Origin of the sequence: Segatella hominis (assembly GCF_004535825.1) — a bacterium.
Lineage (GTDB): Bacteria > Bacteroidota > Bacteroidia > Bacteroidales > Bacteroidaceae > Prevotella > Prevotella hominis.
Genome location: NZ_SGVY01000004.1, coordinates 110,778 through 129,841 on the forward strand (window position 1 = coordinate 110,778; position 19,064 = coordinate 129,841).

At 45.7% G+C, this 19,064-nt stretch carries 16 protein-coding genes; 2 read left to right on the forward strand and 14 right to left on the reverse strand.

Translation table 11 applies throughout. The annotated features are described in order from the left end of the window. Nucleotides 1-96: 96 nt before the first annotated feature. The 6 genes from EXN75_RS02480 to dnaN are packed head-to-tail and all read right to left on the reverse strand — an operon-like array spanning nucleotide 97 to nucleotide 7,635. Nucleotides 97-1,749 (reverse strand): tetratricopeptide repeat protein, encoded by a 1,653-nt coding sequence (locus EXN75_RS02480; protein ID WP_134842659.1) that lies wholly within the window; start codon nucleotides 1,747-1,749, stop codon nucleotides 97-99. Next, nucleotides 1,746-3,404 carry a DNA repair protein RecN gene (recN, locus tag EXN75_RS02485; protein WP_134842660.1) on the reverse strand — a complete coding sequence of 553 codons (1,659 nt, stop codon included), beginning with the start codon at nucleotides 3,402-3,404 and terminating at the stop codon, nucleotides 1,746-1,748. Before recN ends, EXN75_RS02480 begins: the two co-directional genes overlap by 4 nt. A 2-nt stretch (nucleotides 3,405-3,406) precedes the next feature. Beyond that, on the reverse strand, nucleotides 3,407-4,300 hold the full coding sequence (porD, locus tag EXN75_RS02490; RefSeq protein ID WP_134842687.1) for a type IX secretion system protein PorD: 894 nt from the start codon (nucleotides 4,298-4,300) through the stop codon (nucleotides 3,407-3,409). 28 nt (nucleotides 4,301-4,328) lie between these two features. Then, the gene (gene coaBC / locus EXN75_RS02495) at nucleotides 4,329-5,600 is read right to left on the reverse strand and encodes a bifunctional phosphopantothenoylcysteine decarboxylase/phosphopantothenate--cysteine ligase CoaBC (protein WP_134842661.1); all 1,272 of its coding nucleotides are present in this window, start codon (nucleotides 5,598-5,600) and stop codon (nucleotides 4,329-4,331) included. A 19-nt stretch (nucleotides 5,601-5,619) separates the two neighbouring features. Further along, nucleotides 5,620-6,483 carry a 3'-5' exonuclease gene (locus tag EXN75_RS02500; RefSeq protein WP_022111162.1) on the reverse strand — a complete coding sequence of 288 codons (864 nt, stop codon included), beginning with the start codon at nucleotides 6,481-6,483 and terminating at the stop codon, nucleotides 5,620-5,622. Nucleotides 6,484-6,510: 27 nt separating this feature from the next. Next, a complete protein-coding gene (gene dnaN, locus EXN75_RS02505) occupies nucleotides 6,511-7,635 on the reverse strand; it encodes a DNA polymerase III subunit beta (RefSeq protein ID WP_134842662.1) in 1,125 nt (374 codons plus the stop codon). 252 nt (nucleotides 7,636-7,887) lie between these two features. Between dnaN and EXN75_RS02510 the strand changes: the two genes are divergently transcribed. Beyond that, complete coding sequence (locus tag EXN75_RS02510; protein ID WP_134842663.1) at nucleotides 7,888-8,328, forward strand: DUF3127 domain-containing protein; 441 nt, start codon at nucleotides 7,888-7,890, stop codon at nucleotides 8,326-8,328. A 256-nt stretch (nucleotides 8,329-8,584) separates the two neighbouring features. Here the strand turns inward: EXN75_RS02510 and EXN75_RS02515 are convergent, their stop codons facing one another. From EXN75_RS02515 to EXN75_RS02535, 5 genes are all read right to left on the reverse strand, one after another. Beyond that, nucleotides 8,585-8,773, reverse strand: coding sequence for a hypothetical protein (locus tag EXN75_RS02515; RefSeq protein ID WP_134842664.1), 189 nt, complete (start codon nucleotides 8,771-8,773; stop codon nucleotides 8,585-8,587). A gap of 23 nt (nucleotides 8,774-8,796) precedes the next feature. Then, nucleotides 8,797-10,989 (reverse strand): hypothetical protein, encoded by a 2,193-nt coding sequence (locus EXN75_RS02520; protein WP_167639431.1) that lies wholly within the window; start codon nucleotides 10,987-10,989, stop codon nucleotides 8,797-8,799. Nucleotides 10,990-11,452: 463 nt separating this feature from the next. Continuing rightward, the gene (locus tag EXN75_RS02525; RefSeq protein ID WP_134842666.1) at nucleotides 11,453-12,640 is read right to left on the reverse strand and encodes an MFS transporter; all 1,188 of its coding nucleotides are present in this window, start codon (nucleotides 12,638-12,640) and stop codon (nucleotides 11,453-11,455) included. Between the two features lie 27 nt (nucleotides 12,641-12,667). Next, on the reverse strand, nucleotides 12,668-13,438 hold the full coding sequence (gene nudC, locus EXN75_RS02530; RefSeq protein WP_134842667.1) for an NAD(+) diphosphatase: 771 nt from the start codon (nucleotides 13,436-13,438) through the stop codon (nucleotides 12,668-12,670). Next, complete coding sequence (locus EXN75_RS02535) at nucleotides 13,435-15,201, reverse strand: bifunctional metallophosphatase/5'-nucleotidase (protein WP_134842668.1); 1,767 nt, start codon at nucleotides 15,199-15,201, stop codon at nucleotides 13,435-13,437. Before EXN75_RS02535 ends, nudC begins: the two co-directional genes overlap by 4 nt. Nucleotides 15,202-15,399: 198 nt before the next feature. On the opposite strand from EXN75_RS02535, the gene EXN75_RS02540 reads away from it, so the two are divergent. Continuing rightward, nucleotides 15,400-16,167, forward strand: coding sequence for a DnaJ domain-containing protein (locus EXN75_RS02540; RefSeq protein WP_134842669.1), 768 nt, complete (start codon nucleotides 15,400-15,402; stop codon nucleotides 16,165-16,167). A gap of 123 nt (nucleotides 16,168-16,290) precedes the next feature. On the opposite strand, the gene EXN75_RS02545 is transcribed toward EXN75_RS02540, so the two are convergent. From EXN75_RS02545 to EXN75_RS02555, 3 genes are all read right to left on the reverse strand, one after another. After that, nucleotides 16,291-17,523 carry a zinc ribbon domain-containing protein gene (locus EXN75_RS02545; RefSeq protein WP_134842670.1) on the reverse strand — a complete coding sequence of 411 codons (1,233 nt, stop codon included), beginning with the start codon at nucleotides 17,521-17,523 and terminating at the stop codon, nucleotides 16,291-16,293. A 67-nt stretch (nucleotides 17,524-17,590) separates the two neighbouring features. Then, entirely contained in the window at nucleotides 17,591-18,277 is a 687-nt protein-coding gene (locus tag EXN75_RS02550; protein ID WP_134842671.1) for a glycoside hydrolase family 25 protein, read from the reverse strand. A 70-nt stretch (nucleotides 18,278-18,347) separates the two neighbouring features. Then, nucleotides 18,348-19,043 carry a hypothetical protein gene (locus EXN75_RS02555; RefSeq protein WP_118115702.1) on the reverse strand — a complete coding sequence of 232 codons (696 nt, stop codon included), beginning with the start codon at nucleotides 19,041-19,043 and terminating at the stop codon, nucleotides 18,348-18,350. Between the last annotated feature and the right edge of the window lie 21 nt (nucleotides 19,044-19,064).

Sequence of the window (19,064 nt, forward strand, 5' to 3'; positions counted from 1 at the left end):
ACGCAAATCTGAGTGCAAAGGCATTTGGGGAATAAAATAAAAGGCGTATGTTCCCATCACGAGAACAGTACGCCTACTATAAATGAAACCTAAACTTTAATTCAATTTGTATTTCTTCAGATATTCATCCACTCTGGTATCACCCAGCTCCTTAGCTTTCAGCAGATTACCTTTGGCTTCCTCTTTCTTGCCTTTCTCTGCTTGCAGAATACCGAGGAGAAGATAACCATCAGCGTATTCCGGTGCCAGTCTGATACAGGCTTCTGCAGCGCTGATTCCCTCATCATATCTCTTCACGCGGAGATCGAGACTTGCCCATTCTGCAAAATAGGTTGGTTCGTTCGGATTGAGATAACAGGTGCGGGCGATGTCCAACAATGCTTGCTGCCATTGGTGCAACTTCATCTCGCATTTGTATCGGGCATAGAAGAAGGTAGGGGCTATCGGACGAGCTATGCTGTCATACATATTATAGTCTGCCAATGCTTCTCTGGTCTTGCCCTGGGCATCAAGGAAATTGGCACGTGCCAGATAATAAGGGGCTGCCATCTTGGTGCGTACTCCTACTGATACGGCACTGTCCAAAAGTACTTTCAACTCATCGTATGGTGCTTTCAGCTGACTCTTAGCTTGGGCTGCCTCATACCATATCTCGCCACTGTTCATCGGTGTCTTGGTCAGTTCCATAAACAGGTCGTATGCCTTCTGATAGTCCTTTTTCAGGTAGTTGATTTTACCCTCCTGGTGCTTGTAAAGCGGCTCAGCCTTGATACTATAGGCTTTCTGTGCTTCCTGCAAAGCCTTGTCTGCATTCCAAGCAGGGTAGATGGAATCGCCTACGTATGCTACCTTCTGATAGATGAGGTCAGCAAAATCGCCGTGAGCCTCATTCTTCTTGCTGCATTTCTTGATGCTTTCCTGCATTACTTTCTCTGCCTCCTCAAATTGCTGTTTGTTGACCAACAAGGCTGCCTTTTCCTTATAACCGAATGAGGATGTAGGGAACTTTCCGATAAACTCGTCTGCATATTTCATGTTGTCATCAGCCGATTTCTGTCCCTTGCTCAGCGTCATCATCGTGATGGCATCTTCCTCCTTGTCTGGCAAGGCGGTGCGGATGCCGCTTTCTCGAAGGGCTGCGTCCAGGGTGGAGAGACCGGTTACATGCAGTTGTTTGCCATAGTTGGCATCGATGGCCGTAACGGTACCATTGGAGTGCATAAGTCCGATTACTTGTCCGTCTTTATTGACAAATGGGCAACCTATGGCATTCTCTGGTGCGGTATTGCTGAAAATATAGTAGTTGTAGGAGGTGTTAAACTGCTCTACGCTACTGATATCCTCTTGCTGGTATTGTGGCTTTTTGATGGAGTAGGGAACCAGCCATACCTTGTTGCCAGCTTCTGAAGCCTTGCTTGCAATCGGTGCAGCATTGGTATTGCCGATGACTCTGAATTTAGCCATATCATACAACTCGTCTGCACCCATGATGGCATCTACTTCCATCGATTTGCCATTGGCATCTACTACGGTTGCCTTGGTAGCGCCGATAAATGGCTTGAAGGTACTGATGGCAGTGCCCTTGTTGTCGATGAAGACGCCCTGGGTAGAAGCGATGATGCCTCCATCTTTGTTGAAGGTGGTGAGTGAGAAGACACTCTTGGCTACCTTCTGCACAGAACCTGGCTGTGCAAGGAGAGATGATGCTCCGACCATCCATCCTATCATAGTTATATATATTCTTTTCATATTCTTAATAATTCCTTGGCATTAGCGAGTGCCGCCTCACTGACATCACTTCCACTGAGCATCTGGGCGATTTCCTGTACACGCTCCTGCTGTGATAGTTCCGTCATGCGACTGATAGTTCCATTGTCGGTTTCTTCCTTGCTCACCTTGTAGTGGTGACTGCCCATGGCTGCTATCTGTGGCAGGTGGGTAATGGAAAGAACCTGTCGTTCGTGGTTGCCCATCTCTGCCATGATCTGTGCCATCTTCTCTGCTATCTTGCCGCTTACTCCAGTATCTATCTCGTCAAAGATGATGGTTGGTAGTTTCACGGCTCCGCTGATCATTGCCTTCAGCGAGAGCATTACACGGGCAATCTCTCCTCCTGATGCTACCTGGGTAACAGGTTGGAGGGGGGTGCTCTTGTTGGCACTGAAGAGGAAACTTACCTTATCTCCACCATCGTGGCTGAGCGGTTTCTCTGTCAGACTGATGCTGAATCTTACGTTTGGAATGCCCAGCGGGATGAGGCGCTGCTTCATTTCCTCCTCTACTTTTTTGGCAGCCTTCGTACGGATAGCGGTCAATTCCTTTGCCTGTTTCTGTGCTTTCTCTAACAATTGGGTCACTTCCTGTTCCAAGGCTTCCACATCCTCGTCGCTATGGTCGATGTGTGAAAGCTGTTCCTTGAGCTGATGGTAGGTTTCTATCAGTTCTCCCAAGTCTCTGACGTGGAATTTCTGCTGCAGTGAGTTGAGTTTGTCCAGTCGCTCATTGATGGTCTCCAGACGGGCAGGGTCAAATTCTACATGATCGGTCAGTCCGTTTACTTCCTGGGCAATATCTTTCAGTTCGATATAACTGGAATCGATGCGCTCCAACAGTTCGGTTACTTCGGGATAAACATCCTTGATGTTAGCGAGTTGCTCTGATGTCTGTTTCAGTCTTTCGATGATATTGCCGTCATCTCCCGACAGATGGTTGTCTGCCTGATAGAGTGCCGTCTTGATATCTTCGGAATGACTGAGCATCTCATATTCCTGTTCCAGTTCTTCCTGTTCTCCATTCTGCAGTTGTGCCTCATCGAGTTCCTTAAACTGGAATCGGAGGAAGTCCTCGTTCTCCCTGTTCTTTTCGATTTCAGCCTTCAGAGCGTTCAGTTTCTGGTTGGCTTGTTTATATTGATTGTACGCAGCCTCATAATTCTTCCGCTGTTTCTCGTCCTGTGCAATAATATCCACCACATTGAGCTGGAAGTCTTCCTTCTGCAACAGGAGATTCTGGTGCTGCGAATGTATATCGACGAGTTGTTCCCCCAGTTCCCTCATCTTGGTCAGCGATACCGGTGTATCATTGATGAAAGCACGGCTTTTCCCTGCTGCCGTCAACTCACGGCGGATAATGGTATCCGACAAATCTTCATCGATGTCATTGTCGGTGAAGAACTGTTGCATATCATATTTAGACAGATCGAAGTGTGCCTCGATGACGCAACGATCTCTGCCAGCCTTGATAGACTTGCTGTCAGCACGGTTGCCTAACAACAGACCGATGGCTCCGAGGATGATACTCTTTCCTGCACCCGTTTCACCCGTGATGACAGAGAAGCCTGGGTGCATCTGGATGTTGAGTTCGTCGATGAGCGTGAAATTCTTGATATATAATTGTTTGAGCATAATTATTGCTTGATTTTGTCCCACGAATTGTTCTGTGTAGGATTGATGGAGAAGAGGAGGTCATAGATACTTTCCTTCTCTTTCTGAGTTCCCTTTCCCTTGTAGATATTGGAGAGCTCGTCTTTCTTGTAGTCCGTCCATATCTGTGGCAGGAGACTGAGCGGCTTGTTTTCCCTTGCCTTCTTCAGGTTCTCCTCCAGAGTGGTCGTGATTTCTGTACGTCCTCGTTCTGCATTGTTTGCCATCTCGTCAAGTCCCTTTCTGTAATAATCGTATTGGAGTTGGCGGAATGGTTTCATACCTCCGTCCAGATAGTCGGCGATGATGGCATAGCGGTTTCGGTTGTTGTCGAAAGCTTTCCATCCCGGGAAGTCGAGGTTCTGGGCATTGTTGGTGAGGTTCATGCAGCGCTGCAGGACGTCTTCTCCTCCCATCGGGGAGAAGGTGTCGAGATCCAGACCGATGATGAGATAAGCGTAGTAGGCGAAGAGGGCAGTCAACTGGTTGTCGAGTGTTTCCTCATTGAATTCAATCTGGTCGAACTCAGCAAACTTGAAGATAAAGTTCTCGTCCACATTATTATATATAGTAGTGGTGTAGGCGGAGTTATAGACGGGGCGGTTGGCCTGTATGAGTGCCTTGCAGGTGAAGAGACCTTGGCTCTTGTCATACTTGCTCACCGTCAGATTGAAGTTGCAGTTGATGCGCTCGTTCTTCTGAAATTGCAGATGCGTCCATTGTCGCTCGTTGACGAATCTCTCTAACGTCTGCTGCAGGTTGTCGAAAACAGCGTTGTCCGTGCCCGAAATCTGGGCATGGTTGATGGTAATCTTCGCTTGCAGTTCCTGCGCATGAATATAGGATGCACCACTAACAAGCAGGGTGCATCCTATCATCAGTATCTGAAGGCAGAAGCCTTTCATATTAGAAGAGCTTAGCCAATTCATCGATGATGTCGGCAGCCACTTCTGTCTTTGGCTTTTTCTCATATTCTATCTTACCCTTTTCAGAAATAATCGTGATTTGATTTTCGTCTGTCCGGAAGGTGGTGCCTGGGTTGCGGGTGGAATTGAGCACGATGAAGTCTGCGTTTTTCTTGATACGCTTCTTCTCTGCATTCGTTTCCTCATCATTGGTTTCCAGTGCGAAGGCTACGATGTGCTGGTCTTCCTGTTTCATCTGTCCCAATGCGGCAGCGATGTCGTGGGTGGGTTCCAGGCGAAGGATTAAGTCGTCCTTTTCGCGCTTGATCTTCCTGTCTGCCACCTCTGTAGGTTTGAAATCAGCCACTGCGGCACAAAGAATAGCTGCATCCATCTTGCTGCCCGTTGAGTTTCCATCGGTCTTTCCTTCAAAAGCCTTCGTGGCAGCCTGATACATCTCCTCACAGCTCTCCACGTCGATGCGGTGGATATCCTCATGACAGGAGAGTGATACTGGTCCGGCAACGAGGGTTACGTCAGCCCCTCTCTGTCGGCATTCCTCAGCCACGGCAAATCCCATTTTGCCAGAAGAATAGTTGCCGATAAAGCGCACAGGATCTATCTTCTCATAGGTAGGTCCGGCTGTGATAAGGATACGTTTCCCCATCAGATCCTTTCCCTTGATACAGTCCTTCATGCCTTCCTTGTTTCCATCCTTCATTCCGTCCAGCAGGTCGAAATACTGGTCGATGTAATCCACGATGACCTCAGGTTCTTCCATACGTCCTTTACCCTCCAATCCGCTGGCAAGGAATCCTGAAGCCGATTCGATGATGATATTGCCGTATTCCTTCAGTCTTGCCATGTTGGCTTGCGTAGAAGGATGCTTATACATATCGAGATCCATGGCTGGAGCCAGGAAGACAGGAGCCTTCATGGAGAGATAGGTGGTAATCAGCATATTGTCAGCGATACCGTTTGCCATCTTTCCCATGGTAGAAGCCGTACAAGGAGCGATGACCATTGCGTCTGCCCAGAGACCGAGATCTACATGAGAGTTCCAGGTGCCGTCGCGCTGAGAGAAGAACTCGCTTACCACGGGTTTATGAGTGAGGGCAGAGAGGGTGATAGGGGTAATAAACTCCTTTCCGGCAGGAGTGATGACCACCTGAACCTTAGCGCCCCGCTTGATGAATCCTCGTATAATCAGGCAGGCTTTATAGGCTGCAATCGAGCCTGTGATGCCCAATACGATTTTCTTTCCTTTTAACATAATCTGTGATTAGAAGAAATTACTTTCCCATTCGTTTATTGTACTCACGGAGACGGATGCGGGTGAGTACCTGCTTGGTGTTGTTGGTAAATTCGCTTCCTAATATCCAGGTGTAATAGCCTGGGTCTTTGGAAAGGATTTCTGCCACATCCCAACCTTTGTACTTACCGAAGTTGAACACCTCGTGCTTGAGTGGTTCACCTTTCTCGTCGAGCACTGCTTTTCCGTTGGCATCCACTACTTCTTTCCAGATGATGCGTCCGGCGAAATCCACGTTGTCCTTCTGCTTAGAGAATGCTGCAAGCTCATCCATATCATTGTTGAGTACACGGTCCGGTTCTTCCTGTACGCCTGGAGCATATCTGTCCAATTCACCCATGAGTACACGGTAGGTAGCCTCTGTATCCTGATCGGCACGGTGAGCCTCGAAGTCTTCCTCCATCTTTCTGCCGCAATAGAACTTATAGGCTGCAGCTAAGTTGCGTCGCTCCATCTTCATGAAGATAGTCTGTGCGTCGATGAGGCGGCACTTGTTGAAGTCGAAGTCGATGCCTGCACGGAGGAACTCCTCTGCGAGCATAGGTACATCGAAATGGTTGGAGTTGTAACCGGCAAAGTCGCAACCGGTAAATTCCTGTTCGAGTGTGGCAGCCAACTGCTTGAAGGTAGGCGCGTCTTTCACGTCCTCATCGCTGATACCAGTCAGTTCTACCACCTCTTGTGGAATTGGTCTTCCCGGATTGACAAAGAGGTTCTTTCGAACCTCCGTGCCGTCTGGACTGACCTTAATATATGACATCTGTATGATGCGGTCTTTGATGAAGTCGAGACCCGTAGTCTCCAAATCAAAGATGATCAATGGTTTCTTAAGATTCAGTTTCATTTTCTTTCTTTTCCTTTTTCTGCGTGATTAGTCGTTGAGCAACATAGGCATGAGCAGCATGAGGACATCTTCGTTTTCAGGCTGTTCGGCTGGAACGATAATACCGGCACGACTTGGGTCTGCAAGTTGGATAATCACCTGCTCGCTGCTGAGGTTGTTGAGAATCTCCTGCAAGCTGCTGCCCTTGAAACCGATGCTCATGTTGGTATTGTTTGACTCGCATACGAGCTGTTCCTTGGCTGATGTAGCGAAATCTACATCCTCTGATGAAACCTCCATGTGGTTGTTGTCTATCTTGAGGCGAACCAACTGGCTGCTTTCGCTGGCGAATGGCATGACACGGCGCAAGGCACTGATCAGGGCACGGCGATCTACAGTCACCTCGTTAGGGTTGTTTGGAATCACAGAGTTGTAGCTTGGGTATTTTCCCTCGTAGAGAATACATCTCAAACTACCGTCTGTAAAGAGAATCTCTGCACTCTTCTCATCAAACTTGATGGTTACGTCACCTTCTTCGCGTGAGAGGATGTTCTTCAGGAGTGTAGCTGGCTTCTTAGGAAGATCGAAAGCAGCAGGAGTATCGCTCTTGATAGTGAAGTTCTTGTTGCGTACCAACTTATGTCCGTCACTGGCTACAATGTTGAGTGATTCTGGTGTCAAATCGAAGTAGATACCATTCATCACAGGGCGCAACTGGTCGTTGGCAGTAGCAAAGAGGGTACGGGTGATATTGTCGATGAGCACATCTGCGTCGATGGCTACTGTATGTGCAGCATCGTTAACGCTCTGTGTGCGAGGATATTCATCAGCACTTTGCGCTGTAAAGTTATAGAGACCATTCTGGTATAAGATCTTGATAGCCAAGGTGCCCTCAGTATCGATATCGAAATCGAGTGGCTGCTCAGGGAGTTCCTTGAGAGATTCGAGGATAACCTTGTTAGGGATACAGAATTCTCCTTCACCGTCGCACTCTGTGAGTTCGATGGTAGTCTTGAGAATATTGTCACTGTCGCTGGCTGTGATGGTCATCTCGCCTCCGGCTACTTGGAATAAGAAACAGTCAAGGATAGGCAGAGAGTTCTTTCCACCGATGACCTTGGCAAGCATGTTGAGCTTATTGCTCAACGCAGTACTGGATAATGTAAATCTCATGAGTATTTTGTATTTTAAATATTATCTGTTACTGATATTGTTGTTATTAATCTATTGTTTCTGTTATATGACGAGCCAGTAGGCAACTTGTTGTTTCCTAAAAGCTGTAATATGAGCACAAAAATACAAAAAATATCGGTTATAGGCAAAAAAAACAGAGAAATGTTTTAGTTTTTGAACTATTTTTAGTAATTTCGCAAACTGAAAGGTAACTTTCTTCGTTTTTAAAACAAAATATTAATCGAGAAATATATGGAATTACAAGGAAAGGTCATTGCCGTTTTGCCTGAAAGAAGCGGTGTCTCTGCAAGAGGCGAGTGGAAGTCGCAGTCGTTTGTCATCGAGACTCACGAGCAATATCCTAAGAAATTAGTGTTTGACGTATTTGGCGCTGACCGTCTGGCTCAGTTCAACATACAGAGTGGTGAGGAGATTAATGTTTCATTCGACATTGATGCTCACGAATATAATGGTCGTTGGTTTAACAATGTACGTGCCTGGAATGTAGTGAAGGTAGATCCTAATGCTGTTGGCATGATGGGTGGTGTTCAGCCTGGTGCAGCTCCATTCCCTCCAATGGGTGCTCCTGCTGCTCCTGCTGGTGGTGCAACTGCTCCATTCCCTCCAGCTCAGAATGTAGCTCCTGCTGCTGATGCCAATGCTGGTGGTAGTGCAGACGATCTTCCATTCTAAATGATGCCACATCTAAAGGATAGAAAATCGTTTAAATGATAACACAAAATCGCTTCTTTCGAAAAGATTCGAAAGAAGCGATTTTTTATCTCTGTACCCACTTTTTTTTCTCCCTGCCCACGCAAAAATTTTTGCGTGGGCAGGGAGAAAAATATACCCAGGCTGGGCAGGGATTTTTCTATAGTAATAAAGTGGAATTTTTAAGAATCATAGAATGTGAATTGGGAGACTCGTTGTGAGGGTCATTGGGATGGTATTAACAACCACCCCAATTGTCTGTATTATCCCACCAATTTTCATCCCCTTTATCTGGAGTATCTTCTGAAACGTCGAAGCCGTCAATAACAACGTCTGACTCGCCGCTTACTATTGACCCATATTTCATAGTGCATAATTCATCAATCACTAACAGCTTGATTTCTGGCGATATATATTCTTTTCTCATATAAGTTTTCTTCTTTTACTTTTTTACCTTTTTACTTTTTTACCTTTAACAATGTAGATTCCCTGTGGCAATCCTTCGAGTGAGGTGCCCTGTCGAACGAGTTGTCCCTGGAGGTTATAGACACCATCATACTGATAGGCAACGTGAGAGAATGCTGGGTCGGTGATGATGTCGCCGATACCTGTTGTTTCATCCTCAATTTCATTGATAAACAGTTTTACATCCTTGGCAGGAGAAGTGATGTTGGTGCCTTTATCTGTTGTGTTTGTCAACTCAAACCAGCAGCGGAAAGCCTTCAGACCATACTGTTTATTAGCAGGAACTTTATACATGGTTCCCTTGTTCATGAAGTAATCTCCATGCAGATCGTCACGCTTTACTCCTTCATCCTCATAGAAGTATCCCTTACCATCCTTTATATAGAAGGTCTTTGCCATGGTTCCCTTGCATACCATCTTGTTGTTGTCTGCATCTGTGGCAGTTGTACTTGTAGTATATTTTGAAACCCAATGCTTGTCGAGATTATCATTTAGCAAGGTCCTGTCCAATGTTACGCCTTGAATATCGTAATGGTTAGCTTTGATGCTGACCTTACCACCTGTGTATCGTCCAATGCCTTCTTCTGCGTAAGAGATACTTTCATTCTCGTCGAGCCAGTACCCGTGTTCTGCATTCTTGAGACGAGGTGTCATGTAAGCAGGATTCTCTCCTGCTGCTTTGGTAGGCTTGATGATATAGGGTGTAAATGCTTCGAGCATAACGTCATTATCACTATCGCATTCCACGGTCTTGAAGCGTACGCTGTTTGGTGTGAGTTTATATAACTTTGCCAATTTTACCTCATCGCCGAAGGTGTATCTCATCTGTCCGTATGTCAGATTAACTGGCAGGATGAGTGTATTCCATTTGTTGAGTTCAAAAGAGCGGTTCAAGTGGAGAATACAGTTTTTATACTCCTCTATGGTCTCTGTCAGATATCTCAAGTCTGGGTTGTTCTCATCAAGCACAAGGTCTGGTGCATTAGTAGATTCGCCAGCATAGAGCAAGCGGAAATTGTCGAAGGCTGTCCATTCGCCAGTGGCAGGGGTGTTAGCGTTCTCTACCTTGATGCCGATGATAAGAAATCCACCCATGTTTGCTAAATCTTCGGTAGTTAAATGAATCATGACCTCATTCTCGTACTTGTCATTGTAGAATTCTTTACCTGCTTCTAATAAATCTTTAGGACCATTGGCTTCTAAAGGATTGAGGGTAGTTGATGCCGTTTTTCCTACATAAAATGAATTAACAAATAACTTTGCCAAACCATTTGTGTTGCTGAAGCCATTACAGCGGACAATATACCAGCCTGCTTTATCTACAGTCACCAATTGATGTATTTCTGTATTATGCCTTTCTTTTATATCTCCGCAGAAATATTTTCCGTTTTTATAAAGATACTCATCGTTATTGGAAGCTTCTCCTTTGTAGTAATTTTCTGTTTTTTTCTTATAAAACCCTTCGACACCAAAACGGACATTGTCTGGGTTTTGGGGAACCAACCACTTTTCAGAATTTGATCTATTGTAATTAAAGCCAGGATTCTGAATCAAGAATGTGGCATCAATTGGAGAGGAAAGATCTGATGGAGAAGCATTAAAAAGCTCGTAATATTCCTTTAATGTGATTAACTTCCAAAGTTGATACTCACTGTTTTGTGGTGTTTCGCTTATTGCGTTACAGAAATTACCTTCTGGATCATCTGGTGTTGCCGTTAAATATCTGCAGTTTCCATCTTTGTCTCCGTATGTAGAAATCTTATAAATTTTGTTGGTTTGTGCATCATATCCGTCAGCTTGTTCGAATTTCCAACCGTATTTATACGAGGCGTTTGATGGAAGACAATCTAAATAAACACCATCATGCTTACTATCTATATAATACTGGACATAATTGTATTGATTATCTACGGTTTCAGTCTTTTTTACATAATTCTGAAGTGTACGGATATTGTAAGTGTCTTGAGTTGTTGAATTTTTCCAAATCCAAAGATACATACCCGTATTACTTAAACTGGCATGTCGACCGTATGCGCCACCGATGTTAAAGAACTTTTCTGTTCTAACATTCAGAAGAAGGAATGTTGAATCAGCATACTTTGGATTATTGGGAGTTTCTCGACATGCGTCGTTTAGTGTTGCAAGATTCTCAGGATCTGCCCCCACCAATTTACTCACATCAAGTTGTGCTTTATTGCTCTGAGTAGAAGTACCCAGAGTTGTTGCATTTTTTGTAGTTTTTTGATGTGCAGTTAATGTTTTTGAGTCTGAAGCTTTAACATGTGAATTAGCTCCACCCAAAAATAACCCGAATAACATAATACATGTGATGGTGAGAAGACCATTTGCCCCCCCATCATACGATTTTCTCAGTAAATCAATCATTTTTTTATCCACTAAAACTTTTATATATACTTACTTTTACATGCATAGAGTATTGATGTCTCTATTAGACTATAGCTGTAAACTTTAATTATCTTATTTGTTGATTCTATTCAGATGGGACATTCGTCTGAAAGCCCCTTTTTGGGTACAAAGATATGAATAATTTTCGAATTTCTATACTTTGTAATTGTTACAATCCCGTTACATTAATATTATTTTAGAATTATATTTATATTTTTTCTAAAATTTCGGTTTTCTATTCCATTCTTCTTCTTTTCTCAAAGAATTTCTTGGAAGCGAGGAAAAAGAGGGCTACACTGGCAGCATTTTCTATCGCTACCATCCAGAAAGTTGTATTGTAACTGAAATGTTCTGCCACGACGCCTCCTAAAAGACAACCGATACCGAAACCTAAATCCCAACCGGTAAGAATACTACTGTTGGCAGTACCTCGTTGGTCGTGGCGGGCTACATTGATAAACATGTTGAGGAAAGCAGGGTAGAGGTGTCCATTGCCCAGTCCGATGAGGGCAGCAGAGAGATAATAAGCTATCGGATGATGAACGCCTACGAAGAGAAGGAATCCCACCAGAGAAATGCACATACCTTCGGCTGCATTCTGAGTTAACTTACCTTGGCTCAATGCCTTACGACCTTGCAGACGGGAGGTGAAGAGACCGATGGAAAGAATGGCAAAATAGGTGCCGGTTCCTCCCGTAATGCCCAATTCCTCCTTGCTGTAGATGGCAAGGTAATTGCTGAGGACTCCCCAACAGAAACCAAACATGGCGATATTGATGGCGAGCAACCAGGCACGGGTCAGGAAGAAACGGTCGAAAGAGATTTTCTCCTTGTTCTTGATGATTTCCTTCTCTGGTAAGCGGATGGTTCCTGCGATAACTACAGAGGCTAAAGCCACCAAAAAGGCTATCCAGAAAAGAACCATGTAGCTCCCCACGAAATCGTGGAGATAAATTCCTATGGATGGAGCAATAGCCATGGCGAAGTTATTGCTCAATCCATAGAGACCGATACCTTCATTGCGGCGGCTCGAAGGGAGTACATCGATGGCACAGGTACTGTTGGCTACTGTGACTGCACCGAAAGGACCGCCATGAAGGGTACGGCAAATGGCAAACATGAGGATGGTGCCAGCGGCGATATAACCGGCAAAGAAGATGGCAAAGCCCGACAAACAGAACATGAGTACCTTCTTTCGGGAGAAACTATCGACTACATATCCACTGAATGGTCGGATGATGAGAGCTGCCACGGTATAGCCGCTCAGTACGATTCCAATGGTATCCTTCGTTGCTCCGAAAGTCTCGCTCAGATAGAGTGGGAGCAGGGGAGTAAGAAGGTAGAAGGCAAAGTACAACAGGAAATTGGTTGTCATCACCTTCACATAGTTTGCATTCCAGAGTTTCTCTTTATTCGTTGACATACACCTATATGTTTTACCGTTAATGAATTATTTTTCTTCCAACCAGGCATCAATAAGCTTTCTGGCGATGGAAAGTTTCTCGGGGAGGATAGGGAGATTGTCCTTCCTAAACCATCTTCCGCGGGAGAGTTCTTCTTTCTGAAGATGAATCTCCCCATCTACGTAGTCGGCTGTAAAACCAATCATCAGTCCGCTCGGATAAGGCCACGGCTGGGAACCGAAGTATTTGATATTGGTAATGGTGAGTCCGGTTTCCTCCATCACCTCACGGTGAACGGCTTCCTCCAGGCTCTCACCAGTCTCTACGAATCCCGCTACGAGACTGTCGAAATTACCCTTGAAGTTGCGGGCATGAACAAGAAGCACCTCATCGCCCTTGTGGATGAGTACGATGATGGCTGTGGCGAGGGAAGGCCAAACCTGTTTGCCGCAGTTGGTACATTTCTTACTGATATCTGTCGCCATTTCCATAGGCGCACCGCAGACACCGCAGAAGTGGGTATTCTGGTCCCAGTAGTTCAATTCCTGACACTTGCCAGCCTTCTGGTAGAGTGCCGGAGAGAGCTTGTAGAAACTGGGACGGAGGCCGCACATCTCGTATTTCGGATTGTCTGTGATAGGTTCAGGAATAGTGAACGTTTTCACCTCCGTACCATCCTCCATCGGAGTAATGTTGAGGATATGTGTCCAGGGCTTCGTCTCTATCGGGCACTCCTCACTGCATGGAATCGTGTAGGTTCCGTCTTCTCTCTTTTCCAAGACGATATCCGTCTTGCAGAATATAAACCAATATTTCATTTTTTCTTACCGAATAAAAGTTGATAGTCTCTTTCTGCGGCAGGCTTCACCCAATTCTCTGGCACAAATTTCCAGTTGCCGTTAGCCTTTGCCTCAATTTCGCCCATGCGTGAAATCTCCTCCATGAGATAGAAACGCTGGTCTTTCTCACTGCGATATACGATGCGCTTCTCCAGTTCTTCCTTTGGAATACCGGCACCCTTGGTCAGGAGTTCACCACCGCCATTGCCGCGATAACTGTTCACTGCCACATTGTAGAATTTCTTCTCATCGAAAGGTTGTCCGTTGCTCATGCGCAGGATCTTCACCTTCTCTCCGTCTGGCTTGGTGACATCCACCTCGTAGTCGATGCCCGCAGCACTGTCGAAATTGAAAGAGAAGTTCTTGAAACCGAGTCGTTGCTGGTCGCCGAAAGTCTTTTCATCCAGCAGCAGGAGATGGTCGTCAGGACTCTTCATGGTGTTGACCCAGAGGTCGTAGCTCATTTCCAGATGCTTGCGTATCTCTTCACCGGTGAGGCGCATGGTATAGAGTCCGTTCTCATATTTATAGAGATTGAACATATCGCTGACACGGATAGGTCCCTCCTCAATGACAGCATTCATCTGCAGCGGAGCATTGAAAGCGATGTCGGCCTTGGTAATCTGGAGCATCAGGTTGAGGATGAAATCATTGAAAGCGCAATCGCCGAAGAATGCCTCACGACTGTAGATGGCGTTCTTGAAAGTTCCGATTTCCTTGTTGACATACTTATCTACCGCTTCCATCTGAGGCTTGAAGGCTGCCATGAATTTCTCATCGATAGGACAGTCTGTCACGTCTGCTATCTTGCCATGCACCTGCTTGTTCTGCAGGATATGCGCCGTCTTGTTGTTGATGGTATGCTCATCGATGGTGATGGTGATTTCTGCATCTGCCACGCTGATGGCATTGTTGGCAGGGTCGAGACAAACCACCTGCTTGCCCTCATTATTGGTGATGGTCTTGCAATGGCGGGTATGGTCGTGACCGAAGAGTACCAGGTCGAATCCCGGAACCTCCTGTGCCACCTTCTGTGCTGCATCTTCCTCGTATTCCTCGGTCTTGATGCCGCCGTCCCAACCGCTATGGAAGAGACCGATCACAACATCCGGGTCTTCCTTCTCCTGCAACTGCTTCATCCAGTACTTGGCAGAAGTCACCATGTTCTCAAAGCGGAGACCGCTCCAGAGGTTTTCTGCCAACCAGTTAGGGATGGCAGGAGTAATCATGCCCAGGACGGCAATCTTTACACCCTCGCGGTTGAGGATGATATAAGGTTTCACGTAAGGAGCCTGTGTCTTGGTGTCGATGATATTGGCACCGATCACAGGACAGTTGAGCTCCTTGATCCATTTGTCGTAAACCGCATGACCGGTTTCAACATCGTGATTACCAAAGGTTTGTGCGTCATACTTCAAGTAGTTTACCACATCCGCTGCCACGTTTCTTTCCTTCGTGGCGATATAATTATAATAGTAGCAGGTAGGTTGTCCCTGCAGGATATCTCCGTTTTCCAGCAGGATGAGATTATCCTTGTAGGTTTGGCGGAGAGAATCCACGTATGAAGAAACACGAGCGAGCGAACCAGCCTTCGGCTTGCGGTTGATGAAATCGTAAGGGAAGAAGGAACCGTGTACGTCACTGGTTTCTATTACTCTTAGCTTGACAGTTCTTTGTTTAGCCATGATTGCATTTGGATTAAGAGTTAGCGCCATCAGTAGCGCGGCCATTAATTGTTTCATAACTGAAAGAATTTATTAATTTCTGTAAATCAAGTATCAGTGAATGGGTATGTCACTGTTTCTGACAGATGGGTCATTATTTCTGTCAGTCCACATGAAAATTTCCCATTTGGATGCAAAATTACAAAAAAGAAATGAATACGGCATACTTTTTGTAGGATAATTGCTAAAAACTTTAAAAATGGAGGAATTGTAATTATGGCATTTGTAGATTATTATAAGATTCTCGGTGTGGATAAGAATATCCCTCAGAAGGATGTCAGAGCTGCTTATCGTAAACGCGCAAAGCAGTTCCATCCCGACTTGCATCCTAACGATCCGAAGGCGAAGGCAAAATTCCAGGCTTTGAATGAAGCCTATGATGTCATCTCCGATCCAGATAAGCGCGCCAAATATGATCAGTATGGCGAACAGTGGAAGAATGCGCAGGCTTATGAACAGGCTGGTGGTGGATTTGGAGGCTTCGGCGGCGGTGGTGCTGGTGGCGGCAATCCGTTTGAGGGCTTCGATTTCAGTAATTTCGGTTCGGGAGGCAGCGGTTTCAGTAGCTTCTTCGAAAATCTCTTCGGTGGTCGTGGCCGTAGCGCTGGTGGTGCTGGAGGCTTTGGCGGTTTCGGTGGTTTTGGCGGAAACGCTGGGGCTGATTTCGGTGCTGGTGGTTGCAACGGCGGATGTGGTGGTAATGCCCGTCATAGTACTGGTGAGATGAACATGAATGTGAATATCGATATGTACACTGCCTTGTTGGGAGGTGAAGGTATTGTGAAATTGAGCAATGGCTCAAAGATCAAACTGAAGATCAAACCAGAGACGCAGAATGGTACGAAGGTTCGTGTTCGTGGCAAGGGTTATGACCGAGGCGACGGCACATTCGGTGACCTGATTATCACCTATAATGTGAAACTTCCTACGGGACTCACCGAGCGTCAGAAGGAATTGCTGAAAGAAATGAAAGAAGCAAAATAAGGTAATAGGTTGCAATATAACATTTTGTTGTTAAAAAGTAAAACTCCGATGGATATCAATCACATCGGAGTTTTTTTGTTTTTGAGTTTAACCTGTTATCTTCTTACCTTTCATACCTGAAAATTATTCTGCGGTAACCTTCGCCATGTTGAAAGCAGAAACCTTTCCGTCTGGCGAAACGGTAGCGTTGATCTTGAATTTGTTCTCTACCTTGCTGCCATCTGTCTTGTCGATGTCCTGACGAGCAGAGAACTGTACCTGGAATTCATATTCCTGATCGCCTACCTCGCGTTTCTTGATCTGGTAGTCGTTGTTGAGGTGCCAGTTCATATTGCTTACATCTTCCTTGTAGAGTTTGTGCATGAAAGTAGCCACATCTGACTTGGTGGCAGAAGCCTTGCCGAGCAGCGAAGAGAGGATATCCTCGCAAGTTGCCGTCAGACCATCCTCATTGCGTGAGTTGATGCTCTGGAAGAACTGTCGGAAGAGACCGCTTACCATCTGCTTCTCTTCTGGCTGTACCACACTGCTCTTGATTTTCTTCATGGCAATCTCAGCCTCTTCGATATGAGCACCGTCGGCATGTGCATCCAGGTATGCCTGATAAGCATCCACCGAGTTGTCTCTCTGGGCTAACTGCCAGTCAATGGAGTCTATCTTATTCCAAATCTCGTTCTTATGCGGTGTGTTTGGATATTTCTGCAGGTATGCTTCCAGAGCTTCTTTGGAATCACTGACGAGGGCATTGGTCCAGTCCTGATCTACCTGTTGCAGCATGTTGAGATGTGCAGTGATAGAATCGCGGTGAGCCTCATCTGCATCCTTGTATGTATCCAGGTAACTTTTGAGTACCATCGGGTCAGAGCTCTGCATTGCATATTCGTAAGCCTCCTGTTCCTTGTTCTTGTTGGCACTGTCGTAGAAATAATAGAAAATGCCGCATACCAGAATAGAGAAAATGGCTGATATGATGAAGACCAGACCTGGCTTCTTCTGTTTTGGCTGTTCCTTTCCCTCTGCATCTTGCTTGGATCCCTGTGCTGTAGGGCGAGGTGTTGCCGGAGCAGTTGGAGTTGCTGATGGAGTAGGAGAAACCGGTGAAGCTGGTGCCGCAGGAGTTGTCGGTGGTACAGGAGGTACAGGTGGAGTTACAGGCTTTGGGTCTGTAACGGGTGGCACCTGAGCCTGATAAGTAGGTCGATGACAGTTAGGACACATCTCCTGAACCTTGAAGTAAACCTCTCCGCAGTTAGGGCATTTGATAACCTTGCCTGCTATTTCTACGCCGCAACTTGGGCAAACGGGTGCTTTGTCACTGATTTGATGTCCGCACTCTGGACATTTTATAATTGCCATGTTATTTCAAAATATTATATATTACTAAATAATTCTTGCTTTCTCGTTATCAGATCCTGATTCCCCTTTATCGGTGTCGGAATCTGATTTCTCTCAACTTATGTTTTCCCATAAACCGGCTTTTATCTACATATCCGTTTACGCCATTGAGTCGTCCTTTTCCGGTATATTGCCACATCTCAATATCCCTGCCATCACGTAGCACAGGCTCTCGCTTGCTGTATTGGGCTATCATGATCTTGTAACTGTTGAGCTTGCCGAGCAGGTAGTTGTCGTAGAAGTTGGCACCTGTATAGACGAGCGGTTTCTGCTTGTAGGCTTTCTCCACGAGATGCAGGAACTTGAAGAGCGAGTCACAGAATTCCTTTGTAGGCAGGTTACTCTTGGTTTCCACGTCTATCATCGGCAGCAGATCCTGATCGCCAGGTCGGCATTGTGCCATGAAGTTTTCCAACTGAGTCTGTTGTGGAATACGGGCACGATAGAAATGATATGAACCCACTTTCAGTCCATATCTATGAGCCAGATCTATGTTTTGTTTATATTTACTGTCCACGTTGGTTGCTCCTTCCGTGGCTTTGAGATATACGTAAGCCATTTTGGAGTTATCACCTACAGTTTCCCAGAACACATTGCCCTGATAGTGGCTCAGGTCGATGCCATGTACATGCTGACAGGTATCCTCGCATTGCACTTGCGCCTGGATGCCGAGGGACATGATTATTGCTATGATTACTATAAAAATACGCTTCATAAATGCAAAGTTACGAAAAACGTCTGATATATGAGTCAGGCGTGCGCTTTTTTTATATAAATTTTATATTTTATTCTTCGATTTCAGAGAGTGATCTAAAGAAACCGTTGAAGAAGTTGCTGGCAGATTCTATTGGTGCATATCCGAAGAATCTCATACTTCGGCGCAGGTTCTTGCGCATGGAACCGCCTGTAGTATGCACGAATCCTACCTGTGATTGCTGGAACTTGATGTCTTCCATGTCCTTGATGTTGTAGTATAGTGAGCGAAGGGTCAATTTATAGGCTCCTCTCTCTACCAACTTGACAAACGGGATTTCATCCTGTTCAAAGTTGAAGAAGGTGATGAGCACGCTTCCTTCCAGTTGAGCCATTCTCTGCAGATGCAGTTTGGTGAGCCAATTGTCGAGTTTTACGAAATCCACCTTGTCTCCTCTGGTGCGCAGATACTGTCCCAGTTGGATGATGCCTCTGATGCTGATGCCGCCAGAAAGCATGGCATTGGCATTGCTCACGATCAGTCGGAGCAGATAGACAGTTTCCATGGACGTATCAATGACGTGCGGTTCCTCTTTCTGAATCTTGGTCAAACGTCTATTGAGAAAACTGTTGTGCATGAGCACTTCCCCTGAAGGCACGTTGTTCAGGTTTTTCATCATCTGCGCAATCTTCTTTTTCTTGAAGGTGGTCATCGCCTCCAGTTCCTCCTGCGTACCGAAGTTTTCCGAGCGCAATTTCGTGAAAAGATTTCTCTGTAAAAAGTCCATCGTGATTCTTATTTTAAAAAT